This is a genomic window from Porphyromonas crevioricanis, assembly GCF_900167225.1.
Classification (GTDB): Bacteria; Bacteroidota; Bacteroidia; order Bacteroidales; family Porphyromonadaceae; genus Porphyromonas; species Porphyromonas crevioricanis.
The window spans coordinates 20,912-45,053 of the sequence record NZ_FUXH01000005.1; the positions used below are offsets into that span (position 1 = coordinate 20,912).

The window sequence follows — 24,142 nt, forward strand, 5'->3', positions numbered from 1 at the left end:
AAGGCCAAAAAATCACGAGTATGTAACGCTATTGGTGTGCGGTATGCAAGAGGTCTGTTTTTTTGAGGGGGAGGGAGCTCGGCTCAAAAAAATGCCCTCTCCTCGCAAACAAGGAAAGGGCAGATAAATCCTAAAGAAAACCTGACTCTAATGGTCGTCACTCATTAGTTTTGTTGAAACGAACTTGCGACTCAGCCTTGATAGCTTGAGTATTTTTTGCCGGGGAATCACCCCCTTCAATTTGTCGTAATACTCCTTCTGTATCTCAATGGAAGATAATTTGGCCTCGTAGAGTTGATCCAGCAAATCATCAATCTCTCGATCGGTAGGATTAACCTTGGTTTCTATCTCTCTGCGCAAACGAAGTGCTGAACGCATACAATCCACACGTCTCCTGTCATAAACCCTCATCAAAGGCAAGAATGCCCGAGTTTCATCATCGGTCAGTTGGAGCTCTTTGAGCACAAAGGTCTCATACTCGATACAGGCCTTCTTATACCATGGACCCGCAGGGCATCTTCCTCTCGATGTTTCCTGCGCTGAAAGGGAATCCGGACAACACAGCCAAAGAAGCTGCAAGCCCAAATATAGTGGTAAGAGTATCTTTCGCATCAAATTTCTACAAGGATAAAATCGGGTAATACTATGTGAGTGATCGATCTTGACATCAGTTGCTCCTAATGGGGTTAAAAAGCATCCTCCGGCAGATAGGCTCGTGCCAAATAGTCGTCTTCGGTCAAAAAGTCGTAATAAGCTTCTGTCTCTATAGACAAATCGTTTTGGGTAACCGGTTGCTCTGCTATCGGCAAACTCTTTACGCGTCCCGTCTGCCACTCAAGGAGCTTGAAACCGGCGATCACGATTAGGAAAGAGGCTGCCATATAAAGCACCGGCCTAAGGTAAGACCATAGCCGAAGATTCGGCTTCTGCACTCGCTCTTGAGCACACTCCTTCTCGATACGAGACATTATCCGTTCGTTGAGATTATCGAAGTAATCCTGCGGAACGAAATAATGCTCTCTACTTCGGAGAGGATCCGGCCATTTTGATATTTCTTTCGGGCTATTCATAAGTCATACTAAAAAAACGAAGCCACGACCGAGGTCCGGAGGCTACGTAAGTCTGTGCCATATACAGCTATAGAGACAGAAGAGTCTCAAAGTTTAATGCTGACTGCGCAAAAAGGATTCTATTTTTCGGCTGGCGTGGTGATAGGATGCTTTCAAAGCTCCCTCACTGGTACCGGTAACCCGGCTAATCTCACTGTACGGCATATCCTCGTAATATCGCAAAGTGAAAACCAAGCGTTGTTTATCGGGCAAAGCAGCAATTGCCGCAGCAAACAGAGCTTCAGCTTCGTCTCCATCGAAATAAGGGTCGGTCAAGGCCTGCTCAAGCAGGAAAGCATTCTCATCTGTCACATCAACTTCGGAATGAGAGCCTAGCTTGTTTTTCTTGAGGAAAGCCAGACATTCATACATGGCAATCCGATAGAGCCAAGTGGAGAGTAGTGCATCTCCCCGAAAATCATCTATTCCGGCCCAGGCTTTCAAGAAAGTATTCTGCACCATATCATCGGCATCATCGTGGTTGTGCACCATACGACGTACTTGCCAATAAATCCGCTCAGAATAACTCTCGACCACCTCAGCGAATGCAGCGCGCTTAGTATCGGGCTTGCGCAAACGCTCAAGCAAATCGGCTTCGGAATGACCTAATTTTCCCATCTATTCACAAAGATAGTGTATTTATTCCTCTCAAAATTTCGGACATCCGAATCTCGACAGCGAATTATATCACAAAAAGAGATGGGATAGCAAATTGAAAATCAACGAAATAGCACTCAAAAAGAAAAATATCAGATGCCTGTCAATCGCTTATAAACGGCAGCAACCATGCGAACATCGGCTAGTGCCTTATTGCTATACTTCAGCTCAAGCCGAGGCTTTCCATAATAAAGCACACCGAAAAGTTCTCCGAGTTTTGGGTATTTCCATTGTCCTGCTGCTCCGATAATATGAGCGGCATCAATCCCGGACTCCATAGTGCAATAGGAGTCGGCTTCAAGCAAGGGGGAGGGATCACAAGCATGGCATTGCATATCTCGAACTAACACAGCCAAGTGATAAGCAGCATTATGAGCCACCAGCAACGGGCGGGCTTCGAGTCGCTCCAGCAACAAGCCATACACCTCGGCGGGCGACTCTCCTTCCGTTCTCATCTGCTCAGTAGAAATATGATGAATAGCCTCAGCCTCGTAAGGGATTTCCTCTTCAGGCTGAGAAAGTAAAAAGCAGTGCTCCTCTATTTTTCGACCTTCTGCATCCAAGAGGATCCATGCCAGTTGGATGACGGCAATACGTTTGAGCGAAGGGTCAAGTCCTCCCTCTTCTGGAGGCAAACCAGTTGTTTCAGTGTCTATAATCATCACAGCAGGCTTGGCCCCTTCCGGAGCAGCTGTCAGCCGGAGCTTTCTTGTTTGGTCTATATCTACCCGAATAGGTTTGTAAATAGGGTTCCCAAAGCGATCTCTCGGTCTGCCTTCACTCAGGATCCAACCTACTACCGAACCGAAGGCTACTGTGGCCAATAGTAGCCAAATACTCATGGGAACATGATTTTAGTATCACGCTCAATCGCTTCTCGTACCCAGATTTCAGGCACAAATCGCCAATTGGCATTATTCTGCACTTCGATACTGCCCTTGTCTACAATATATTTGTGCACATAGCTGCGAATATCGTCTTTCTCTTCAACAATACGCCTGGCTAATTCCTCAAAACGAATTTGACAACCTTCGGTAAGCAAATCTCCTCCTCCACCTCCTCTGAACGAATCAAGAGCCACACGGTATACTTTGGAGTAGTCAAACGGTTGTCCATTACTCATTTTTAAGATCTTCACTCTATCTCCAGCAGGCTTCGAGACATCCACTGTATAATCGATCCCGGCAGCAGAGCTGTAGTTAAAAATCTCATGCAATGTCTTGAACTTATCCTGCGGAGTAATCCCTGTCCGGAAGAGGAGCAAATGGTCTTTCGGTCCTTTCATGTGATTAGCCCATTTACCATAAGAAAACTCCAGATAGTCCTTCACTTCGGAACCGGTAAGTTCCATAACATAGAGGAAGTTTTCAAATCGATAGAGGGAGAATAAATCTCGCACACGCAGAGGGCCAGCCGGGATATAAGTATGCAAATCCAATGGAGAAGCAAAAGAAATGTCGGCTCCTGTAGCATCCAGCTGCACACGATGTATCAGGCTAAGGAAGGGAGTAGGACCGAATAGAGAGCCACGAATATCAAGTGGAGTCTCCAGCACTCCTACCTGTCGATTTGCCCATTTACGTACAGCCTGTTGTTGCTCGGAAAAAGCCCTTTCAAAAGCCGGATCCGGCTCATATTGGTTCAAGTCTACCAACCTGGACGAAATATCCTTAGCTACAATCTTATTCCCTTTGCGGGTAACACGAATAGTCAAGTCCGAAGCGAAATCCAGATGGCTGGCAGGGTTGCAGACATGCACCGAATCTCCACGAGAAGTACGTAGCTGCCCATTGAACTTGCGGTGATCGTGACCGATAAACAAGGCATCAAACCCCGAGACTTCCTTGGCCAACAACTCTCCGGCGTTCTCGATATAGTGTCTATTGGTATTTTTCAAACCGGAGTGCAACAAGCCGATGAGAATATCAGGCTTCTCATGCTCTATCACATACGGCACCCACTGCTGAGCGGAAATCAGTATATCCTCAAACCCAACTCCTCGCCAAAGATCTTGAGGTAACCACTCCGGTATCGCAGGGGTTACAAAGCCCAAGATAGCGACACGAATTCCGTCTATGTCTTTGATCGTATAAGGAGGCAAATAAGGCTTGTCCGTCTCAATATCTATCATATTAGCAGCCAACACGGGAAACTTGCAATCCTTAATCCACGAATCATACACCTCGTGCCCGGTCTCTATATCATGGTTCCCCACTACGGAAGCATCAAAACGCAAATAATTCATCGTTTGTGCAGCCAAGTTTACAGGCAGGGTATCGGCATAATTGGAATAATAGGCTGCCGGTGTCCCTTGAAGGATATCCCCCCCATCAATCAAAAGCAGGCTGGGATTTTGTTTTCTGGCTTCCTTGAGAAAGGAGGACAATCGAGACATGGAGCCGGTGCCGGCTGAGTCGGCCAAGAAGTCGAAAGAGAAATAATTGCCGTGTATATCGGTTGTATGTATGATGCGTATTTCTGTAGTACGCTCTCCGGAGCAAGCTGACAAAAAGACACAGCAAAAGACACCCCAAGCAGCGATAAGGGAGCGACAAAACAAAATAAATCTACTCATATTCAACTTCCTAAATTATTTACCTGATTTCTTACTGTATGACCTATAAGCTGGATGATCATAAATCTGCTGTATCGTACGCACAACTCCCAAACCATCCTCCAGGCCCACAACCTCGGCTTCCTCTCCCAATAGAGAGGCTACCACATGCCGAATCACCAAATGATGATTCTGCGCACTACCCGAATATCCGCCATATTGGTTGCCTGGTGCGGAAACCGGCATTTTGGGCACCTGATAACCGGCCACTTCGCAGTGCTGTATCTCATTCAGGAAAGCCCCTCCAAGACGGATGCAACCCTTCTCCGACAATACCGTGAGGGCTATCTCCATATTCCGCCCATAGACAGCTGTCGAATAGCTAAGTCTCCCCTTAGCTCCGGAAACAAAATCAAATGCTACTTCTCCGCTATCTTCAAAATCAATCAGATTGCCATGGCTGTAATTGGCAAAATCGGCAAAGCGCAACTTATCAATTGGACCAAACCACCAAGTGAGTAAATCGACGAAATGGGAGTACTGGGTAAATAATGTCCCGCCATCCATATCGGCTGTACCATGCCAGTTGCGAGGAAGATAGTAACGCTCATCCCGGTTCCACAAACAATCCATTCGCACATCATACACCTTACCCAAACGGCCGCTCCCTATCAAGTTTTTAAGCCATATAGAAGAGGGAGTATATCTATTCTGCAGGACCCCGAATATCCGCCGTTTGCTTTGGGTAGCAGCTTCTCGCAAAAGCTCACCCTCATGCAGGTCGAGCACAATAGGCTTCTCAATAAGGACATGATAACCTGCAGACAAAGCCAAACAACCCATATGTCCATGCAGACCATTAGGTGTACATATAGATACCACATCTATATCCAAACCCGATGAAAGGAGTTCCTCAATAGACTGAAAGAAAGGCAGCTGAGCAGCTTCTTCGGGTAGATTCAGCTCTGCCCGATCTCTCACATCACAAAGAGCGACAACGCACCCTCGGGGATCTCTACTGACCATTTCGAGATGCCGCTTGCCAATGTGGCCACAGCCTACGATGGCAAAACGCACAATCCCTCTGCAATCAGGCTCCATATTTTGATTCATAACTCTATCACAAATCCGAGTTAATTCTTCCTTATCTATTGATCATAAAAAAGCTACGCACAGCATCTACCACACGCTCGCACTCCTCTTCTCTCATCAAGGGGAAAATAGGAAGCGATAGTATTTCTTCGCTCAGGCGATCTGTCTCGATACAAGGAGAACTATGGGGCGAAGCTATCCGAGCGTAACACGGCACTCGGTGTAGTGGAGCGGGGTAATAAAGGCCTGCAGCAATTCTCCGGTCAGACAAGAACGCTCGAAGAGCATCTCTTTGACCTCCTAAGACTCGTATCGTGAACAAGTGCCACGAAGGCTGGGCATTCGGGAGCAAGCTGCACTGGGGTAACAGCAAACCTTCTATGTCCGATAAAGCCTCGGCATAGCTCCGAGCAATCACCCGTACGAAATGCTGCATCTGAGACAAATACCGCAACTTGACACTCAGGATTGCCGCTTGCAAAGCATCCAAGCGACTATTACGCCCAGGTTCTATATAGTTATACTTTCCCTGCTGCCCATGCCGAGCCAGCATGGCGATACGCTGCATATCGTCTGATGAAGGTCCGAGCACAGCCCCTCCGTCTCCCATACAACCGAGAGGTTTGGTCGGGAAAAAGCTAAGCGTAGAGACATCACCCCAACTTCCTAAGGCTTTACCATCAAGACTTCCTCCCAAGCCTTGTGCATTATCCTCTATCAACAACAAGCCATGGTTGTGGCAGAAGTCTTTCAGACGAGGCCAGGCAGCAGGCATACCATATATGTTCACGGCTACCATTGCCTTGGTTCGCCTGCTCATACAAGCCTCCAAATGCTCCGGATCGGGATCCACATTGTATCCCTCCTTTTCTACATCTACCCATACAGGTATCAGCCCCTGGCTTACCGCCATTTCTGCCGCTGCAACGTAGGTATGCGAAGGCATCAATACTTCGTCACCGGGCTTCAAACGGGAAAGGCTGAGAGCTAAAGCCAAAGCATCAGTACCATTGGCACAAGAAACAGCTCGGTATTCCTTCCCTTCTCCTACAAAAGAGGCTAACTGCTGCTCGAAATGACCAACTGCCTCCCCTCCTATATAAGTACCACTATCCAACACCTCGCTCACGGCTTGGTCTATCTCTTCTCTCAGAAAGAGATAGATGCGACGAGGATCAAACTGCGGTATGTGAGATAAGCCGGACATTTGCAGCAAAAGAGAGGATCAAAATTCGTTTTAGCCGACCGTACAGCCTGGCTCTATAGGCTCCGTAGGTCCAATCACTCGCAGCTTTCCATCGGGATATTCTGCCGACAGAATCATTCCTTCCGACATGATACCTCGCAATTTGCGGGGTGGGAAATTAGCTATAAAACAGACCTGTTTGCCAACCAAATCCTCCGGTTGATAATATTGGGCGATACCCGATACGATAGTCCGCCCTCCTAAACCATCATCGATACGGAACTGCAACAACTTATCTGCTTTGGGAACCTTGGTACACTCCAACACGGTACCAACCCTTATGTCCAACTTAAGGAAGTCGTCAAAACTGCATTCCGCAGCTATCGGCTTGGGTTGCCAAGCAGCCAAATTGTTGCTCTCCTTGGTTGCAGCCAGTTTCTGTAACTGGGCCTCTATCACGGCATCTTCTATTTTCTCAAAAAGTAATTCTGCCTTCCCCAGGCAATGACCGGCCGGGATCAAGTCTTCCCGACCCAGAAGATCCCAATCAAGTCTATCAATCGGCATTGCAAGCATTTCTCCAATCTTATCCGCACTAAAGGGCAAGAATGGAGCAAAAGCAATCCGCAGATTGGCCGTGATCTGTATGGCTACATACATAATCGTGGCAACACGCTCCGGATCGGTCTTGATCAATTTCCAAGGCTCGGTATCAGCCAGATATTTATTCCCCACACGAGCCATATTCATGGCTTCTCTTTGGGCATCACGCAAATGGAAAGCATCTAACCGTTGCTCTATCTCTTCCTTGAGCCTGCGAACTTCTGCCAATGTCTCCCGGTCATAATCATCAAGCGAACCAGCAGCCGGCACCACTCCATCATAGTATTTCTGTGTCAAGACCAATGCACGGTTTACAAAGTTGCCCAAAACGGAAACCAACTCATTGTTGTTACGAGCCTGGAAATCGCTCCATGTGAAATCATTGTCCTTAGTCTCCGGAGCATTGGCAGTAAGGACATAGCGCAGAACATCCTGCTTGCCGGGAAATTCATCCAGATACTCATGCAACCAAACAGCCCAATTTCGACTGGTAGAGATCTTATCTCCCTCCAAATTGAGGAACTCGTTGGCAGGAACATTCTCCGGCAAGATATAGGAGCCTTCGGCTTTCAACATAGCGGGGAAAACAATACAGTGGAATACGATATTGTCTTTCCCTATGAAGTGCAGCAGCCTGGTCTCCGGATCTTTCCACCAGGTTTCCCAATCATCAGGACGCAAATCTTTGGTATTGGAAATATAGCCGATAGGGGCATCGAACCAGACATACAAAACTTTACCTTCGGCTCCTTCCACAGGCACCGGTATTCCCCAATCCAAATCGCGACTCACAGCTCTTGGCTGCAGTCCCATGTCTATCCAACTCTTACACTGACCATAGACATTACTTCTCCATTCTCGATGATCCTCCAGGATCCATTTTTTGAGGAATGACTCATGTTTGTCCAAAGGCAAATACCAGTGTTTGGTACTGCGCAACTCCGGTACCGAACCACTAATGGCACTTTTGGGGTTCACCAAATCAGTAGCATTGAGCGATGTACCACAAGCCTCACACTGATCACCATAAGCCCGCTCGTTTCCACAGTGTGGGCAGGTACCCGTGATATAACGATCGGCCAAGAACTGCTTTGCCTCGGGGTCGTAATACTGCTCTGTAGTCTGCTCTACAAACTCTCCTTTCTCATAGAGTTTTCGGAAAAACTCACCCGCTGTACGACGGTGCGTATCACTGGTGGTGCGACCGTAGACATCGAAACCAATACCAAATCGCTCGAAGCTCTCTTTGATGAGGGTATGGTAGCGATCTACCACTTGTTGGGGACTTACCCCTTCGGCTTTGGCTTTCAGAGCAATGGGGACTCCATGCTCATCCGACCCTCCTATCAAAAGTACTTCGCTCCCTCGCAATCGGAGGTAACGCGCATAGATATCTGCCGGTACATATACTCCGGCCAAGTGTCCGATATGAACAGGGCCATTGGCATAAGGCAAGGCCGTGGTGATCAGTGTACGCTTGAATTTCTTTGTCATACGCTCTTTTCCGTGGTAAAACCCCATCGACACACAAGCAGGAGTCAGTCAAGCCTGCCTTGTGTACACATTATTTATTACTTACAACTGCAAAGATAGCAAGCAATCTTTTAGAGACCGTTGCACAACGCGGCTCTTGCTGCGTTATTTTCGACATTCGGGCTTGGTCATATACGATACAACGATCTTTTGCGCAAGTCCCTCTATTCTGAGAGTTTGCATGGGAGGAGAAATTTTGTGGCAACAGGTAGGAGGCAATTATCCTCCGAAAATCACGCTACGAGACTTATTGTGCAAACTACCTCATGTCTCTTCTCTAAAAAGAGAAAGCCTCTTGCCTGACAACGACCATGGAGCTCATCCCACAGCATGCACAGACAGAGGCTTTCCGAAATCCACTAAGCGACTCGACTATGGCAGGTCGAGAACACAGAGTCTCCCGTCTGCGAGCGGGACGATCTTCCTCGGGGGGATTTTGAGAGGATATACAGGACGCATATCCTTAGCTTAACCTCGAAGCCGCAGAAACAGACGATGCAGGTCTTCTGGCTTCGTTGCTTCACCAAAACAAGCGCCTTCCCATACGAGACAAAGAATCCTCCTACAGTGGCATAATGCCTGCGGCTCAAACGCAACTTACAGCAGCGGGTCTGCCCGGGATTTTCACCCGATTCCCTTTTAATCCCAATCCGACAAAAGCCTAATTAGGGAACACCATCGCCACAAAGGTATACAATAAAATGAACTATGCCGGACTAAAGCAATCTGCTTAGTTAGGCTCGATACCGAAATAAGTATCTACCGAAAACAAATTGGCGGGTAGTTGTTATTTTACTAACTTTGACATCAGGGGATATCTGACAGCAATGCCAAATGAGAGACTTACAAGCGTGAGTAGAATTGTTAGTCTAAGCGCAAAGCCGTATCAAAAGACAACAAGATAAGAGCAAACCTATCAATAACAGCATTGGTTGATTTTAGCCATGTTTTTTTTGTTTTCAGACAGAGAGTTTCTACAACATTACTCCTCAACTGAGTTAGAAATCAATAAATCATCCTTCTTATGAAAACAACACGAATACTATTAGCAGTGCTTATTGCACTACTCGTTGTGCCTGTGACAACTAGGGCACAAGAAGAAATGGGCGAGAAGCCAACAGATGAAAATTACCAAATCATGGAATTTCCTCTCCGTGATGGTACGATTTGGGTGAACAGCTGCCAAATGAGTAAGCACGTCATACCTTCTGAGGGAGCAAAGTCCCCCGAAGGGCTCTTCTTTTCCTATATATTTATAAATGGAGATACGACAATCAATCAGTTGAACTACAAAAAAGTCTATTGTACCAAAGACGATAGATTTATCGCGAACGAAACAAACTACTGGGGGGCTATTCGTCAAGACAAGGGGGTTGTTTACTTACGTATACCACAAGGGCTTTCTGATCCGGAGACCTATCCCAACACATTCTGGGAATTTGGAGGTTGGCATTGGGCAGGGAATGTAGCTCCTTTCAATTTCATAGAAAAAGGAGACAATTCAGACACAGGGTCTCTTCCTAATCCCGATCAAGAGCGTATCCTATATGATTTCAACCTGTACGAAAAACCACAAACGGCATACGATCGAGTATGGGGAAATGATGCAACAAGACCTCAATTCAAGGACTATAATTATGAGTATATCGCAGGGAGGTGGAGACGAACAATTTCCTTCAAAAACAACTCCTCTTTCGGTGTTAAATGGGTAGATGGAATAGGAGCTATGGAAGGCTTCGGATTTACTTATGTTCGGCTCATACCCACATCAGCTTCTATGCTCAAAGAAAAAGCTCCGGGGCAACATCTTTTTAATATCTATCATAGAGCCTCTCTGCTTTGTTTCCTGCAGGATGACCAAGTTGTCTATCACGACCCTCGTCCACAACAGGACTTGTACGACAACCTAATCCTTCCTCAAGAGAATGTCACAGCAAAAGATTGCTTCCGAGCAGACCAGATGCTAAATGTCGAAGGTCTGACAAATAATCCTTTCTTGCCCAAGGAATGGGCTTTTGTTGCTAAGGACAATCTTCTACGATGGGAAAAGACAAACCTAAAGACATTGGCTCTGTACAATATGAAAGCTGAACAAGTATGGGTCGGCAATATGGAGGACAAGACCTCTGTCGATCTCTCCTCCCTTCCCACAGGGCTATATCTCTACATCGTGACCGACACACAAGGCTTGCGATACACTGGAAAGATCTACTTAGGCGAATAAGTTTGCACTAAATAAAGAAGCCTGCGACACAAGAGAACTTTCCTCTCCTTGTCGCAGGCTTTTTCTTTGCTTACAGAGACCTTCGCACAGACTTCCTCTATGACGTACCAGACATAACGAATCAAAAGAGTTTCGTGTGCGGAGGTTTTGGGCTCACGCATTCTTCAAGGGTTATCAAGAAGCTCCTACATTCTTGTAGTTGAAATAGATATATTTTGTAAAATTCAGATTGCAATAAAAGCCGAGAAGAGAGAGAAAAAAACAGACTGTACACAGAAGATTAGCTCTCTTTTACCCCTCTTGTGTGAGGCTTCCAGAACAGCGATGAATAGGGTATTTCAGCAGGGTCAAATTTTCTCCTGAGAGAAATTTTGCTAACACAGGAGAGAGCAATTTTTTTCTCAGGAGAGAAATTTCCTTTTCTCCCGTGTCAGCAAAAAACGTCTCCCATGAGCATCAAAAAAGAGAGGAAAAAAACGATCAAAATAGCCCCAATTTGAGTAGGAAAAGCACAGCAAAAGAAAACACAATAACGCACAACCAAACAAAAGAAAACAAATAAAAGTTGCCTCTCGGAGAACTATCCTGGGGACTTTTTTTAGCAGAGATCGTGCAATCATTTCAAGGAGCCAAAGAAGAATTTTATACAGAAGAGTCTGGCTCCAATTCAGGTATAAAAAAAAGGGTGCAAACCGCATGCTGCGACCTGCACCCAAACTCTTTCGTGGAGTATAGCGGACTCGAACCGCTCACCTCAACACTGCCAGTGTTGCGCTCTACCAGATGAGCTAATACCCCCCCTTGCGACCGCAAATATAGAACATTTCTTGGATATACATACATTTGCGTATAGAATACCAATCAGACCATTAGTAGGATACAAATAGAATACAAAGTCTACTGAAACAGCCTTTTTACAACCCATACAACAGTCCCCCTCAAACAAGGAAATTCACAAGTATGCGACACTTATATAATATCAACTTTGCAATTCCTCGAGAGCAGAGCAAGGAATTGGAGGCACACCTTAGCAAGACCACGTTGCCACAACTGAGAGCGGCCTTTGCAGAAGTAGAACTATATGCCTACCGCCTCACAGATCCGATTTATGACGAGAATGTATGTAATTGCAGCTTGCAATTCATCTTCCCCGATAGAGAAACGAAAGAGCAAGTCATGGCTTCCCCTACCTTGGCCGAATCAATCAAAGCCATATCTGAGGTTTTCGACAATAGATTATTGAGTTTCGATTCGCTACTCGAAGAAATTCAACCCGAAACGATCGACTAAGGAATGCCAGCGGAGCGTATCATCTTAGGCATAGACCCGGGTACGGTGGTTATGGGCTACGGACTGCTGAGGGTACAGGGACAACGGGCCGAGATGATCACAATGGGTGTGATCAAGCTCAATAGATACGACAATCACTACATCAGGCTAAAACGTATTTTCGATAGGGTAACAGGTCTGATAGATGCCTATCTACCTGACGAACTTGCTATCGAAGCCCCTTTTTTTGGCAAAAACGTGCAGTCCATGCTAAAGCTCGGACGCGCTCAGGGCGTTGCAATGGCAGCAGCCCTTACCAGAGATATCCCGATCACCGAATATGTACCTATGCGTATCAAAGAGGCGATCACCGGGAATGGACACGCCTCCAAAGAGCAGGTAGCCGGTATGTTGCAGCGTTTCTTACACATCCCCGAAGAATCAATGCTAAAAGAGATGGATGCCACAGATGCTTTGGCTACAGCTCTTTGCCACTTCTTCCTCACCTCCAATCCGCTGCAAAAACAGACCTCGGCAACCAAGAGTTGGAGCGACTTCGTAAAGGCCAATCCCAATCGAGTCAAAGGCTCTCAAGAACGGAGAAAGCCGATATAAACAGCTCTCATTATCTTTGTAGAAACATTATAGCACGAAAGTTCCTATGGACGACATAAGCAGACTTGGCGGGCAAATACATCAGCTGGAAGAACCTGTACCGCTGCCCTTGCAGGCCGAGTACTTCAAACAATCTATTGCACTGAGGATGACCAAGGGAGAAGGAAATCCGCACAACTATCCGACCATGGATGCCGAGAAGCTCATCTTCGATCAAGACAAACCTCTCTCGACACGCCGTATGGCACTCTCTCGACTGGCAATGTCGGGCAGAGTAGAAGCCTATCGGGTAATCGAAGACTTTCTGAAAATTGCTCCCGAAGGAGAGCTAAGGCAGTGGGCCATGATGGCCAAACTCGAATGCAGAGTGGCTATGATGAGCGACTTGGTCGATGAACGACAGATAGCCGTAGCCAGCGGGTTGGGCGGCCGTGGCGATCTAATGCGCTTCATGGGGCTTTTCCACACCGTACATCTGCAAGAGTTCGAGCCTTTTCAGGTGGAGCTATTCACCAAAGAGCTACAATACCGAATGGAGCAATATGGAGGCGAAGTGGAGGATATCTCCGTTGGATACAATTACATCCAAATTTCTTTCCTCCTACCCATACAATCCCCTATCAAAGAGATTTTTGTGGGATTTATCCTTGAGTGCAACCTCTATGGAAATTTCTTGGGAGACAGCTTTATGGTTACCAACTCCCAGCCCATCACTCCACAGGTAATCAAAGAAACTTTGGCCAAATATGCTAAGGAGAAAAACCTTGATCCAACTCATTAAGTACGGGCTGATCGGCGTTTCCAATACGCTCATCACAGCCATCGTAATATGGGTTCTGCTAAAAAAAGCCGATAGCCCCGATTGGATAGCCAATCTATTGGGCTATACGGCCGGTATCATCAATAGCTTTGTATGGAACAGGAAGTGGACTTTCTCCAGTGAACACAGCTGGACGAGAGACTTCCTGATATTCCTACTGGCTTTTCTAATCTGCTACCTGATACAGTACGCAGCCGTCTTTGTTCTCAACAGACACACGACCTACGACTCCTACTACAATCATGTAATAGGGATGCTGCTGTACACAATACTCAATTTCCTGTTCAACAAGTATATCACATTCTCCCCTGTATCTAAACAATGCGAAGCCTGAATGAAACCCACTAATCCTTCTCTTCCTTCTCCGCCGGCAGAGGAGCGCATGCTCTTATTGGCCAGCTATCAGGAGTTTGAAGAAGCCGAATACCTGCTATCACTTCTGTCTCGGCATGGCGTGAGAGCCTATCTGCGCAATGAGTTTAGTAACAGGATGCTATCCCCCATGGTAGACATCGGCGGTTATAGGGTAGAGATCGCCGAGCTTGACGTGGAGAAAGCCTTGCAAATACTGGAGGAAGAGGGTTACAGTCTGCCTGATGAGACAGAAAGCGACATCGGCACAATAGCAAGTTTGGCCGACAAATTGCCCTTCTTCAGAAAAAAGAATTTGGAGTTTCGCCTTTGGGCTTTGCTGCTGAGTACAATCCTATTTCTTGCACTCTTGGCTTTGACTCTATACTTGATTACATCCTTTGCCGGCTAACCCTCCCTTTTGCCATGCGAACACGCAAACCCCTCAGCAAACTTCAGATGGTTTGTATCATCCTTTTGTGGGTTTTGATTGTTATGTACATACTCGCTCACGCCGAAATAGATGGGCCTCTCGTGCTAAGCCTTGTCATATCGGGTGTACTTGTGTTGGTACCTATCTACAAAACAATTCGCAAGCGATCAAAAAAGAATTAAATACATACTTATCACTCATAACCTACGAAGACACACATTTATGAAAACTCACGCAGAAGATTTCTTCCACAACAAACCGAACAACTGGAACTGTTGCCAATCCGTACTCAAACAATTTCAAGACCACATCGCTCTCTCCGATGACGAAATAGAGCTACATTACCGTCCTTGTGGAGGAGGACGGGCAGAAGGTGGGCTTTGTGGAGCCCTCTATGCAGCCGAAGAATTGATGAAAAAGCATCAGTTACCGTCAGTAAAAGACGATTTCAAGAAAGAAGCCGGTGGGACAACTTGCAGAGAACTGAAAGCTGAACTCAAATTCCCCTGTGTAGAAGCTGTACGTCTGGCCGAACGGCTTGTCAATGAGCGTCTGGGCGAGAAAAGTAATCAATAAAAAGACTGTTGTGCAAGGCAACAGTCTCTTATCAACAAAGACCATTGAGGTCTGAAAAACGAAAGCCCTGCAAACCGACTTGGTTTGCAGGGCTTTTTATTTTGCCTCAATCAACTATCGTGCTGAGTCTTACTTAGAATTCCAATTCGAGACCTATGGAAACCTCCTCAGGAGCAAAGCGCAAGCCGAATCCATTTTGTCCAAAAGCCGGGCCTCCATGACCATGTCCGCCAATGCCATCATGATGGCCGGAGAAATAGTCTTTACGATAACCTATGAAGCCAAGGTGCATGCAAAGACACAGCCCTTTGGTCAAGTCAATACAAGCTCCGGGACGAAGACCGACCTCAAAACCCTTGACAGTCTCGTGTTCTTCCTTAGAGTAATTGAAACCTACACCTCCATCTATATACAAGTTGAATGGACCTCTGTGCATGTAGTAGTAGCGTACGAAAGGAGAAACACTGAATGCACGCTCGATATGGTCTTCGCCACTTTCTTTATGACGAGACTTGTTGTATTCGTATCCGAGCATTATACCGGCTCCCCAAGTATCATTGAAGAGGACGCCAAACTCCGGTTCAAACTGAAAGAAAGTTGCTTTCTGGTCATTGTTGTTCCAGTAGGTAAAAGCTCCCCCAACGAAAATAACGTTTTCATGATTGTGGTCATGGTCATCCTTGGGAAATCCATAATCCTGGGCATTGGTAGCAGTCAAAGCGGCAACTGCCAAAACCAAAAGAGAGAAGATTTTCTTCATAATTCGTGTAAGTTTAGATGTATTGGTTATTTTCTTGTTTTCAGCAAGCGATGTGGCAAATATAACCAAAACTTTCACATTCCCCCGACTAAAGAGTTATAAAATACAAATACACAATCTCTCTGCCTCCGAAACAAGGAGGAGAATCCTTTTGACACAAATATACGCGAGAGCCTCGGCTTCTTGAAGGTTCTGCGACAGAAAATGACCCTATTGTACAAAAAGGGAAATCGGCTTGGCGAAGAAAGGGTTTTACAGCGAGGGAAATAGCCACGCAATCAGGACTCCTCTATTATGACTACCTTTGGGCATAATATTTACGCTTATAGTATAATCCTCATGGAGAATTTCAGTCAGTTGGCTGCCCGAATATTCGATGAGGCCATTATGGCCTACGAAGCTAAGGGAGATATAGACGCCACTTACCCCAATCCCTATCCGGAACAAACGATAGAGCACGATCTGTATCGCAAAAATCTTATCGACAACATCCAGTGGCATCTCGAAGACATCATTCGAGATCCGGACATAGACCCTGCTCTTGCACTACAAATCAAGCGTCGTATAGACAGGAGTAACCAAGATCGAACCGATCTGGTAGAGCTTATAGACTCCTACTTCCTCACCAAATACAGAGATGTATGCCCGCAGGCTGATGCAACGATCAACACCGAGAGCCCGGCTTGGGCGATAGACAGACTGTCGATACTCAAGCTAAAGATCTACAACATGCGTCTGGCTACTCAACGCACCGACACTTCGGAAGAGACCAGAAAGAGCTGTCGCCAGAAATTGGCTGTCCTCATGGAGCAGGACATAGATCTCTCCGGAGCCATAGATCAACTATTGGCCGATATAGAGGCTGGGCGCAAGTACATGAAAGTCTACAAACAGATGAAGATGTACAATGATCCCAATCTAAATCCTGTACTTCTGGATAAGGCCAAGGCCTGATCTTTTCTTCCCAAGCAAATCGACTTGCAGCAATGCGCTATCTGGTGATTCGCCTTTCGGCATTTGGAGATGTAGCCATGAGCATACCGGTTCTCTATGCGGTAGCTCGCGCCAATCCAGAGCACAGCTTCACTCTGCTGACAATGCCAGTACTCACCTCTTTGCTGTTGAATGCCCCACCCAATGTCGAGGCCATGGGGATAGACACCAAACACGACGAAAAACGGCTGGGGGGGCTACTGCAATTTGCATCAAGGCTCTCGGATGAGCGATTCGACAAGGTAATAGACCTGCACAATGTTCTTCGCTCTCGAGTTTTGAGGACTTATCTCAAATTCAGAGGGGTGAGTTCGGTGCACCTGCATAAGCCACGAAACAAAAGAGCCATGCTCGTGGCCATGCCACCGCTAAAGCGCAAGAAACCCATCGGATCAATGATAGAGCGATATGCAGCCGTCTTCAGGGCAGCCGGCCTGCGCTTTGAGTTTGATACAGAGCCTACTTCGCCTCCGATTGCATTGCCGACAGCCGATTTGCTTGAAGCACAAAGACGAGCCGGGTTGTTGCCGGTCGAGCAAAGCCCATATATACGGATCGGCATCGCACCTTTCGCTGCTCACAAAAGCAAGACCTACCCGATAGAGAAGATGGAGCAGGTTGTAGAAACACTCAGCTCAAGAGGAAATCTGGAAATATGTCTCTTCGGAGGTAGAGGGAAAGAGGCCGAAACCCTTGAAGTCTGGGCCAACCGGTACCCTCACACCTACTCCATGGCCGGGAAATTGACCTTGACCGATGAAATTGCCCTGATGCAAACACTGCGCTGTATGCTGTCGATGGACAGTGCCAATATGCACTTTGCTTCTTTGGTGGGTTGCAGAGTTGTATCTGTCTGGTGTGCCACTCATCGCTATGCTGGATTTCTGGGTTACGGACAGTCGGCCGAGGATGCCCTCTCTCTCGACCTGGAGTGCAGCCCTTGCTCCATATTCGGGAACCGCCCTTGCCGTGGTCGCAATTATGCCTGCCTTGAGTTACCTGTGACAACTATTGTAGAAAGAGTGAGCTCTATCGTAGAGGCTCCTCTCAACAATCCGACCTCGCTGTCTACGCCAATCGGGTGAGAAGCCTCATACAACCACCATCATAGAAAAACTATTTGTCTCGATATATGCAGATCCGAATAAACAAGCTAATCAGCGAATCCGGATTAGGTTCTCGCCGGGAGGCCGAAGCCTACATTACGGAAGGACGCATCTACATCAACGGGAAACGAGCCTCTCTCTCCGACAAGGTTTGTGAGAAAGACACCGTACTGCTGGATGATGTAGAGCTGCCCGTAGCCGAACTGATCCAAGAGCTTTCGGCCGCAGAAGCCTACCGAAAAGCCATCGAAAAACCTTCCCACAAAAACACAAAACAAAAGGCAGAGAGGACATACATCTCCCCCAAAAGTGCATCTCTTCGCTCCAAAAGCAAAAACAATCCGGAGAATAAGCGCAGGCACAAATACAAAGAGCGGCTTGAAACCGAGAACCGGGAGAGTCCCTACGCCGAACTAAATCGCAAAATCAGAAAACAAAAGAAATGAAAGTATATCTAGTAAGGCACACATCTGTTTTACTCGATGGGAACGTGGTTTGCTACGGTGCAACGGACGTGGATGTGCGAGAAAGTTTTGAGCAGGAAGCCGAAGTGACTAAGAAACTGATCAGCGACCGATCTTTTTCGGCCGTTTTCACCAGTCCTCTCAAACGTGCCAGAAAGTTGGCCGACTACTGTGGCTATCCCGATGCAATACAAGATGACCGTCTCAAAGAGTTCAACTTCGGAGAATGGGAGACTCGGCCATGGAATCAGATCATATACGAGCACGATGTAGCTCATTTTTTCCACCGTTATCTCCACGACCGAGTACCGGGAGGAGAGTCTCTCACGGATCAGCAAAACCGAGTGATCGATTTTCTACGAGAACAGAAAGCCAAAGGATATGAGTCAATCCTTGTGTTCTGTCATGGAGGGATCATCAACTGCGCCCGGGCTGCCGTCGGAGATTTCACTCTTGAGCAGGCATTCGAGCATTTGCCGGGATTTGGTTCGGTGACTCCCATTGAATTCTGAAAAAACAACCACTCATTAAAAATACATTTATGAAGAAAGTAAAGATGTTGGCCATGATTGCTCTGTGTGCAGCCATGGCCTTGCCTATGACCTCGTGTCGAAGCCGATCCAAGGCAGCTCGGGCAAAGGCAAAAAAGGAAGTCAAAGCTCCTTCAAAATTCGATCAGGCTATTGCAGATGCAAAGAAACAAGAAGGCCCCTTCTCTGTCTACTTTACCAAGAAAAACAAGCTCTACTTCGCCCTTCCCGATTCGGCTTTTTCCAGAGAGTATCTCCTGGCAAGCCGTGTAGCAGCTACCAGCAAAACCAATGAAGTGGTGGCCGGGCAAATGAATATCAATCCTTTTCTGATCCGGTTCAGCAAAGACAATACCAATGTATACTTGCATCGCTCTCAATACCTCAGCACGGTACGCCAGGGGGATGCGATAGAGCCCAGCTACAAGCGCAATTTCCTCGATCCAATCCTCAAAGCTTTCCCCATCGTCGATACCAAGGATGGGAATGTGTTGATCGAAGTAACCGAGTTTTTCACCTCCGATGAAAAGAGCCTGTCTCCGCTCGTCACAGCCCCTCCGGCCATGCAAAGCAGATATATACAAGGATCGCTATCCAAATCTGCCAGCAACATGATGGGGGTAAAGGTCTTCCCTCAAAATATCGAGATCAAGAGTTTACTGACCTATCAAATCAAACCGTTGGGACAGCCTTATACCTTGCAGATGAACCGCTCCATTCTGCTTCTGCCGAAAAAACCAGTGCGCATGCGCCTGCAGGATAACCGGGTCGGTTTCTTCCGCTCTTTCCGAGAGCATTTTACGACCGACAGAGATAAGGTAGAAAAATATGCTCTTATCCATCGTTGGGATCTGCAACCCAAAGACTCGGCTGCCTACTTCCGAGGAGAACTGGTGGAGCCTATCAAACCTATCATATTCTATGTAGACTCTGCCTTCCCCGACAAATGGCGTTCGATAGTAAAACAGGGCGTAGAAGATTGGAACATCGCATTCGAAGCAGCTGGCTTCAAGAATGCAATCCAAGCAAAGGATTATCCCAAAGACGATCCAGACTTCGATCCCGATGATATTCGATACAGCTGTATCAAATATGCAACGACCTCAACAGCCAATGCAATGGGGCCGAGCTATGTAGACCCCAGATCCGGACAAATCATCTGTGCCGATGTAATTTGGTATCACAATGTTATCAGTCTTGTGCACAGATGGAGATTTGCCCAAACCGCAGCCGTAGACCCACAGGTACGCAAACCGGTTTTCGACGACGAGGTGATGCGCAAGAGCTTACGCTATGTGACCTCGCACGAAGTAGGGCATACGCTTGGGCTAATGCACAATATGGGAGCCAGCTACAGTTTTCCTATCGACAGCCTGCGCAACCCCGGATTTACTCAGAAGTATGGTACGACCCCCAGTATTATGGACTATGCTCGCAACAACTTTGTGGCCCAACCCGGAGACTTGGAGCGTGGAGTATCCCTCACCCCTCCCGTCCTTGGCGTTTACGACATACATGCCATCCGGTGGGGCTATCGCCTAATCCCCGAAGCTCAAACAGCTGAGGATGAGCGTCCGACACTCAACAAATGGATTATGGAGAAGGCCGATGACCCGATGTACACCTTCGGAGCCCAGCAATTCCCCCACACCATAGACCCGACTGATCAAATGGAGGACTTGGGTAATGATCACCTAAAAGCCGGAGATCTCTCCATCAGCAACCTGAAGATCATCAGCAAAAATGCTGCCGAATGGCTCATGGAACGAGACAAGAGATACGACGACATACATGAGATCTACGGAGAAATCATAGGTCAATACTTCCGACACATCAGCCACGTAAAGCCCTATATAGGCGGTATCATATTCAATGAGAACCGACAGGGAGACCAACAAACAGCCTACACCTATGTACCTCGCAGCCAACAATTGCAGGCAATGAAATGGCTTGCACGCGAAGCACGTACTTTCCACACTTGGCTGATCACTCCAGAGCAACAAGCAGTGTTTACCAATGGTGAATATTACGTACACCCGTCTCTACGAGCTTCTATTGTACGAGCCTTCTTCAACCCTTCGGCTCTTATGCGTATCTATCAAAGTGAATTGTCGGGTGAAGAAAACAGCTATGCCCTGAGCGACTATACAGACGATGCCGTAAAAGTGCTCTTTGAACCCTCTATCAAAGGCAAGAAACTCAGCTCAGCCGATATAGATATAGAAGCCCTGGCCATCGGAATGATGCTGAAAGCCTCTGGTCTGGTGAAGGAAGAAAAGTCTGGATCAAACAGGTTGCAAGACGAAGAAGAGCTTTTGGCAACTAAGTTTTTCAAAGAAGAGCAACTCCCCTGCGCTCTTGGCTACAGACAGGGAGCCAACGCAAACGATATGGCACAGTCTTTTGCTCGTATCACCATTGCCTATCGCCCCATACCAACCCACGTGATAGCTCCGCTCTGGATGAAGCAACTCAAAGAAATTCGTCGTATCTACACAACACGTAAGAACGCAACAGATAAGGCTCTGCGTGCACACTACGAATATCAGATCATGCGCATAGACAATGCCCTTTCCGGCAAAAACCTCTAAGAGGAAAGAAGCTAAACTCACATAAACAGAGAGGGAGCAGTACCGATCGGTAGTGCTCCCTCTCTGTTTGTATATAGCCGAAGAATAGACTACTCCAGCATACGATATTCAAGCACCTGCTCGATAGAGAAATCTTCTAGACCGAGGTAGTAAGCAGCTGCATCTACCAGCGCCATCATGGGTACAAGGCCTATGATCTCAGCACCTACGATCTCTACACCATAGCGACGAGCTTCGATACGCACCAACTCGTGTGCACGATAGATAGCTGTCTTGCTGTAGTCGGTCAAGTTCATAGATACCTGAGCGATATTGCGATCCGTCAGCTCCACGCCCATGGCCTTGCAGAAACGCAGACCGCCACCGATGTGACGTACTTTCTTGGCAATTGCATCGGCAATAGCAACATCCGAGGTATTCAGGTTTACGTTGTAAGCAACCAACGGCATACGCGCACCCACGGCTACGGTACCTGCTGTAGCATGACGATCGGCAGGACCGAAATCAGGCAACCATTCGGGTTCGTGTATTTTCTCTGCCATTCCTTCAAATTCTCCCTTACGTACCTTGGCAAGGTTTTCACGATGAGGAGCGGTTGCAGACTTTTCATACAAGAACACGGGGATACCGAAGCGTTTGCCGATCTCTGCACCCACTTCCTTAGACAAAGCGATAGCCTCGTCCATATCCATATTGCGGATAGGGATAAAAGGCACTACGTCTACGGCTCCCATGCGGGGGTGTTGTCCCTGATGCTTGTTCAGGTCGATCAACTGTACAGCCTGCTCAATAGCTTCGTAGAGAGATTCTGTCACTGCTTCGGGATCACCGATAACAGTCACTACCAAACGGTTGTGGTCTTCGTCGTTGCTGTAGTTGAGCAATTTCACACCCTGACGTGTGCGGAAAGGATTGACAATCTTCTCGATGTTTTCCTTGTTACGCCCTTCACTGAAATTAGGCACGCACTGTACAATTTTGGATTGAGTTGCCATAATACTGGTTTCTTGAATAATGATTTTATCAGATTGGTATTAAAAACTTGCGCTAAGGTACCGCTTTTCGCCCGATAAACTAAGTGCAACTTCTACGTTTTCGAGGCTTCTCAAGTTTCAGAAATATGCTCCTCCCAAGGTGTGTTGTTTTGTTTATTTCCGTGTTGATTTATTTTCTTTCCATGCCGCTATTTCTGCTCAAATCAGGGCTGTTTCGACCGTTTTTTTCCTCTCCTTTTTGATACCCATAGGAGATGTTTTTTGCTGACACGGGAGAGAACGAAAATTCTCTCCTGAGAAAAAATTTGCTCTCTCCTGTGTTAGCAAAATTTCTCTGAGGAGAAAAAATCGACCCCTCCAGAACGCCCTATTCATCGGCATTTTGAGAGGGCCATATAAGAGGCGTAAGAGGGGGAACTATTCGCCCCTGTACACAGCCTGTTTCCCCTCTCTTTTTCCTTTTTTTGCTACGACCAAAATTTTAAAAACATACACACTCCAACAACATAAAAAAGGGAGCTTTCCCCGGACAATTGCAAAATCGGATTTTCTTGCCCTGTTGGGTCCGTACAACAATATCAAATGAGAAAAAAAGAGGAAACGATTGAATATCATTGTCATGACGTCGAATATTTTTTCTACCTTCGCACAAATTTTTAGTCAATGCACATGGCAGAGATCCCTTTGTTTTCGAATGGATCAAAAAAGTTTTTTTATGAACAAACCAATTAAACTTAAATTGACGGCATTATTATTGTCGTTCCTCGGTGCATGCACCCTTTCAGCACAGTCAATTGTAGGTTTCAAAGCAGGGGTCGGTGTTTATAGCTTCCCCAACAAAGATGTTAAGTCCGTGGCCGGCGTGTCGGCTCGCTTAGGAGCTTCTTATGCCTATGCATTTATGCCGGAGAATACAATCCAACCTGTGCTCCAAGGCGAATTGGCTCTATCATCGGTAGGCGCAGAAGTGCAAATCCCAACAACAACAGTAACCAGCGACCCCACAAACAATGTTTCTTTCCGTGGGACTTTCCTGAACTTACCTCTTTCCGCCGGTGTCAGATTTAATCTTGAGGATCGTTCGGCTCTTACTCTCCGCGCCGGTTGTTTCTTCGATTTCGGGCTATGGGGTAATAAGAAAGTAGAAACGAATCTGTCGGACAAAACCCTGTACGTGGATATGTTCAAAACAGTATCCTTCAAGGATAATAGGGGATTCGAGAAGCAGGTCTTTGGATTTAAGAAAATTATGGGAGGTTTCTTACTTGCATTGGACTATGCTGCAAACGAACACCTCAACTTCTCGCTTGAGGCACAAAAGCAGGCTGTTCTTGAAGATGGAGGACTTATCTCCTATTCTACAACACAACAAAGACTAAATCCGATGAATATAACCTTTAGTATCGGTTATAATTTTTAGGATAAAGCATTGTGAGAAATAACACTACAAAAAAACAATTATTTTAATCACTGCCATTCAAATACAAATAGACTCGCTATATAAGCTAATTTGACATAAGAATACTAAGTGCACTTTCCAAGTGTAAGTGCGACGCAAAATAAACTTTTGAGAAGACCGGTTAGGAGCCCCCGACCGGTCTTTGCTTATCTGTTGTTGTGTTGCGCTCGATACCGGAATGCGCAACATAGAAAGAAACTCTCGTATAGAACTCTCTTCGAA

The 24,142-nt window shown here is 46.7% G+C and carries 23 protein-coding genes, 1 tRNA gene and 1 riboswitch; of the genes, 13 read left to right on the forward strand and 11 right to left on the reverse strand.

Translation table 11 applies throughout. The features are described 5' to 3' along the window. Positions 1–147 precede the first annotated feature (147 nt). The 8 genes from B5D48_RS03910 to metG form a co-directional block, all read right to left on the reverse strand. Entirely contained in the window at positions 148–615 is a 468-nt protein-coding gene (locus tag B5D48_RS03910; RefSeq protein WP_143742800.1) for a hypothetical protein, read from the reverse strand. Positions 616–686: 71 nt separating this feature from the next. Next, a complete protein-coding gene (locus B5D48_RS03915; protein ID WP_023935942.1) occupies positions 687–1,070 on the reverse strand; it encodes a hypothetical protein in 384 nt (127 codons plus the stop codon). 93 nt (positions 1,071–1,163) lie between these two features. After that, positions 1,164–1,727 carry an RNA polymerase sigma factor gene (locus B5D48_RS03920; RefSeq protein ID WP_023935944.1) on the reverse strand — a complete coding sequence of 188 codons (564 nt, stop codon included), beginning with the start codon at positions 1,725–1,727 and terminating at the stop codon, positions 1,164–1,166. Positions 1,728–1,858: 131 nt separating this feature from the next. Next, a complete protein-coding gene (locus B5D48_RS03925; protein ID WP_023935946.1) occupies positions 1,859–2,608 on the reverse strand; it encodes a 3'-5' exonuclease in 750 nt (249 codons plus the stop codon). Next, a complete protein-coding gene (locus tag B5D48_RS03930; RefSeq protein WP_023935948.1) occupies positions 2,605–4,341 on the reverse strand; it encodes a bifunctional metallophosphatase/5'-nucleotidase in 1,737 nt (578 codons plus the stop codon). Before B5D48_RS03930 ends, B5D48_RS03925 begins: the two co-directional genes overlap by 4 nt. 15 nt (positions 4,342–4,356) lie before the next feature. Further along, positions 4,357–5,433 carry a Gfo/Idh/MocA family protein gene (locus tag B5D48_RS03935; protein ID WP_023935949.1) on the reverse strand — a complete coding sequence of 359 codons (1,077 nt, stop codon included), beginning with the start codon at positions 5,431–5,433 and terminating at the stop codon, positions 4,357–4,359. Between the two features lie 31 nt (positions 5,434–5,464). Next, positions 5,465–6,619, reverse strand: coding sequence for a DegT/DnrJ/EryC1/StrS family aminotransferase (locus tag B5D48_RS03940; RefSeq protein WP_023935951.1), 1,155 nt, complete (start codon positions 6,617–6,619; stop codon positions 5,465–5,467). Positions 6,620–6,649: 30 nt separating this feature from the next. After that, positions 6,650–8,722 (reverse strand): methionine--tRNA ligase, encoded by a 2,073-nt coding sequence (gene metG, locus B5D48_RS03945; RefSeq protein ID WP_143742801.1) that lies wholly within the window; start codon positions 8,720–8,722, stop codon positions 6,650–6,652. A 491-nt stretch (positions 8,723–9,213) separates the two neighbouring features. Continuing rightward, positions 9,214–9,427: riboswitch (cobalamin riboswitch) on the reverse strand. Between the two features lie 331 nt (positions 9,428–9,758). Here metG and B5D48_RS03955 point away from each other — a divergent pair. After that, on the forward strand, positions 9,759–10,958 hold the full coding sequence (locus tag B5D48_RS03955; RefSeq protein ID WP_023935957.1) for a T9SS type A sorting domain-containing protein: 1,200 nt from the start codon (positions 9,759–9,761) through the stop codon (positions 10,956–10,958). 725 nt (positions 10,959–11,683) lie between these two features. Here B5D48_RS03955 and B5D48_RS03960 read toward each other — a convergent pair. After that, positions 11,684–11,756, reverse strand: a tRNA-Ala gene (locus B5D48_RS03960). A 162-nt stretch (positions 11,757–11,918) separates the two neighbouring features. Here B5D48_RS03960 and B5D48_RS03965 point away from each other — a divergent pair. The 6 genes from B5D48_RS03965 (at position 11,919) to B5D48_RS03990 (ending at position 15,022) form a co-directional block, all read left to right on the forward strand. Beyond that, on the forward strand, positions 11,919–12,248 hold the full coding sequence (locus tag B5D48_RS03965) for a hypothetical protein (RefSeq protein ID WP_023935961.1): 330 nt from the start codon (positions 11,919–11,921) through the stop codon (positions 12,246–12,248). A 3-nt stretch (positions 12,249–12,251) separates the two neighbouring features. Then, positions 12,252–12,842: a crossover junction endodeoxyribonuclease RuvC gene (gene ruvC, locus B5D48_RS03970; RefSeq protein WP_023935962.1), complete on the forward strand. Its 591-nt coding sequence runs from the start codon at positions 12,252–12,254 to the stop codon at positions 12,840–12,842. A 46-nt stretch (positions 12,843–12,888) separates the two neighbouring features. Then, positions 12,889–13,623, forward strand: coding sequence for a hypothetical protein (locus B5D48_RS09030; protein WP_023935963.1), 735 nt, complete (start codon positions 12,889–12,891; stop codon positions 13,621–13,623). Next, on the forward strand, positions 13,589–13,996 hold the full coding sequence (locus tag B5D48_RS03975; RefSeq protein ID WP_036888420.1) for a GtrA family protein: 408 nt from the start codon (positions 13,589–13,591) through the stop codon (positions 13,994–13,996). Before B5D48_RS09030 ends, B5D48_RS03975 begins: the two co-directional genes overlap by 35 nt. Then, positions 13,997–14,425: a putative signal transducing protein gene (locus B5D48_RS03980; RefSeq protein WP_023935966.1), complete on the forward strand. Its 429-nt coding sequence runs from the start codon at positions 13,997–13,999 to the stop codon at positions 14,423–14,425. It abuts the gene before it with no gap. 243 nt (positions 14,426–14,668) lie between these two features. After that, entirely contained in the window at positions 14,669–15,022 is a 354-nt protein-coding gene (locus B5D48_RS03990) for a C-GCAxxG-C-C family (seleno)protein (RefSeq protein ID WP_023935970.1), read from the forward strand. A 133-nt stretch (positions 15,023–15,155) separates the two neighbouring features. Here the strand turns inward: B5D48_RS03990 and B5D48_RS03995 are convergent, their stop codons facing one another. Then, a complete protein-coding gene (locus B5D48_RS03995; protein ID WP_023935974.1) occupies positions 15,156–15,782 on the reverse strand; it encodes a hypothetical protein in 627 nt (208 codons plus the stop codon). A 339-nt stretch (positions 15,783–16,121) separates the two neighbouring features. On the opposite strand from B5D48_RS03995, the gene B5D48_RS04000 reads away from it, so the two are divergent. The 5 genes from B5D48_RS04000 to B5D48_RS04020 are packed head-to-tail and all read left to right on the forward strand — an operon-like array spanning position 16,122 to position 21,466. Then, complete coding sequence (locus tag B5D48_RS04000; RefSeq protein ID WP_023935976.1) at positions 16,122–16,736, forward strand: DUF4254 domain-containing protein; 615 nt, start codon at positions 16,122–16,124, stop codon at positions 16,734–16,736. Between the two features lie 32 nt (positions 16,737–16,768). Beyond that, positions 16,769–17,860: a glycosyltransferase family 9 protein gene (locus tag B5D48_RS04005; RefSeq protein ID WP_023935978.1), complete on the forward strand. Its 1,092-nt coding sequence runs from the start codon at positions 16,769–16,771 to the stop codon at positions 17,858–17,860. 47 nt (positions 17,861–17,907) lie between these two features. Further along, complete coding sequence (locus B5D48_RS04010; protein ID WP_036888418.1) at positions 17,908–18,327, forward strand: S4 domain-containing protein; 420 nt, start codon at positions 17,908–17,910, stop codon at positions 18,325–18,327. After that, positions 18,324–18,857: an alpha-ribazole phosphatase family protein gene (gene cobC / locus B5D48_RS04015; protein WP_023939568.1), complete on the forward strand. Its 534-nt coding sequence runs from the start codon at positions 18,324–18,326 to the stop codon at positions 18,855–18,857. The genes B5D48_RS04010 and cobC overlap by 4 nt, the downstream gene beginning before the upstream one ends. 29 nt (positions 18,858–18,886) lie before the next feature. Then, a complete protein-coding gene (locus B5D48_RS04020; RefSeq protein WP_023939569.1) occupies positions 18,887–21,466 on the forward strand; it encodes a zinc-dependent metalloprotease in 2,580 nt (859 codons plus the stop codon). A gap of 89 nt (positions 21,467–21,555) precedes the next feature. On the opposite strand, the gene ftcD is transcribed toward B5D48_RS04020, so the two are convergent. Continuing rightward, entirely contained in the window at positions 21,556–22,461 is a 906-nt protein-coding gene (ftcD, locus tag B5D48_RS04025; RefSeq protein ID WP_023935986.1) for a glutamate formimidoyltransferase, read from the reverse strand. Positions 22,462–23,176: 715 nt separating this feature from the next. Here ftcD and B5D48_RS04035 point away from each other — a divergent pair. Then, complete coding sequence (locus B5D48_RS04035; protein ID WP_158441703.1) at positions 23,177–23,881, forward strand: porin family protein; 705 nt, start codon at positions 23,177–23,179, stop codon at positions 23,879–23,881. Positions 23,882–24,142 lie beyond the last annotated feature (261 nt).

Bases quoted from the DNA above. Each gene is read 5' to 3' on its own strand.
- B5D48_RS03915 (WP_023935942.1), bottom strand. From the start codon at position 1,070: ATGAATAGCCCGAAAGAAATATCAAAATGGCCGGATCCTCTCCGAAGT.
- B5D48_RS03920 (WP_023935944.1), bottom strand. From the start codon at position 1,727: ATGGGAAAATTAGGTCATTCCGAAGCCGATTTGCTTGAGCGTTTGCGC.
- B5D48_RS03925 (WP_023935946.1), bottom strand. From the start codon at position 2,608: ATGAGTATTTGGCTACTATTGGCCACAGTAGCCTTCGGTTCGGTAGTA.
- B5D48_RS03930 (WP_023935948.1), bottom strand. From the start codon at position 4,341: ATGAGTAGATTTATTTTGTTTTGTCGCTCCCTTATCGCTGCTTGGGGT.
- B5D48_RS03935 (WP_023935949.1), bottom strand. From the start codon at position 5,433: ATGAATCAAAATATGGAGCCTGATTGCAGAGGGATTGTGCGTTTTGCC.
- B5D48_RS03940 (WP_023935951.1), bottom strand. From the start codon at position 6,619: ATGTCCGGCTTATCTCACATACCGCAGTTTGATCCTCGTCGCATCTAT.
- metG (WP_143742801.1), bottom strand. From the start codon at position 8,722: ATGGGGTTTTACCACGGAAAAGAGCGTATGACAAAGAAATTCAAGCGT.
- B5D48_RS03955 (WP_023935957.1), top strand. From the start codon at position 9,759: ATGAAAACAACACGAATACTATTAGCAGTGCTTATTGCACTACTCGTT.
- B5D48_RS03965 (WP_023935961.1), top strand. From the start codon at position 11,919: ATGCGACACTTATATAATATCAACTTTGCAATTCCTCGAGAGCAGAGC.
- ruvC (WP_023935962.1), top strand. From the start codon at position 12,252: ATGCCAGCGGAGCGTATCATCTTAGGCATAGACCCGGGTACGGTGGTT.
- B5D48_RS09030 (WP_023935963.1), top strand. From the start codon at position 12,889: ATGGACGACATAAGCAGACTTGGCGGGCAAATACATCAGCTGGAAGAA.
- B5D48_RS03975 (WP_036888420.1), top strand. From the start codon at position 13,589: ATGCTAAGGAGAAAAACCTTGATCCAACTCATTAAGTACGGGCTGATC.
- B5D48_RS03980 (WP_023935966.1), top strand. From the start codon at position 13,997: ATGAAACCCACTAATCCTTCTCTTCCTTCTCCGCCGGCAGAGGAGCGC.
- B5D48_RS03990 (WP_023935970.1), top strand. From the start codon at position 14,669: ATGAAAACTCACGCAGAAGATTTCTTCCACAACAAACCGAACAACTGG.
- B5D48_RS03995 (WP_023935974.1), bottom strand. From the start codon at position 15,782: ATGAAGAAAATCTTCTCTCTTTTGGTTTTGGCAGTTGCCGCTTTGACT.
- B5D48_RS04000 (WP_023935976.1), top strand. From the start codon at position 16,122: ATGGAGAATTTCAGTCAGTTGGCTGCCCGAATATTCGATGAGGCCATT.
- B5D48_RS04005 (WP_023935978.1), top strand. From the start codon at position 16,769: ATGCGCTATCTGGTGATTCGCCTTTCGGCATTTGGAGATGTAGCCATG.
- B5D48_RS04010 (WP_036888418.1), top strand. From the start codon at position 17,908: ATGCAGATCCGAATAAACAAGCTAATCAGCGAATCCGGATTAGGTTCT.
- cobC (WP_023939568.1), top strand. From the start codon at position 18,324: ATGAAAGTATATCTAGTAAGGCACACATCTGTTTTACTCGATGGGAAC.
- B5D48_RS04020 (WP_023939569.1), top strand. From the start codon at position 18,887: ATGAAGAAAGTAAAGATGTTGGCCATGATTGCTCTGTGTGCAGCCATG.
- ftcD (WP_023935986.1), bottom strand. From the start codon at position 22,461: ATGGCAACTCAATCCAAAATTGTACAGTGCGTGCCTAATTTCAGTGAA.
- B5D48_RS04035 (WP_158441703.1), top strand. From the start codon at position 23,177: ATGAACAAACCAATTAAACTTAAATTGACGGCATTATTATTGTCGTTC.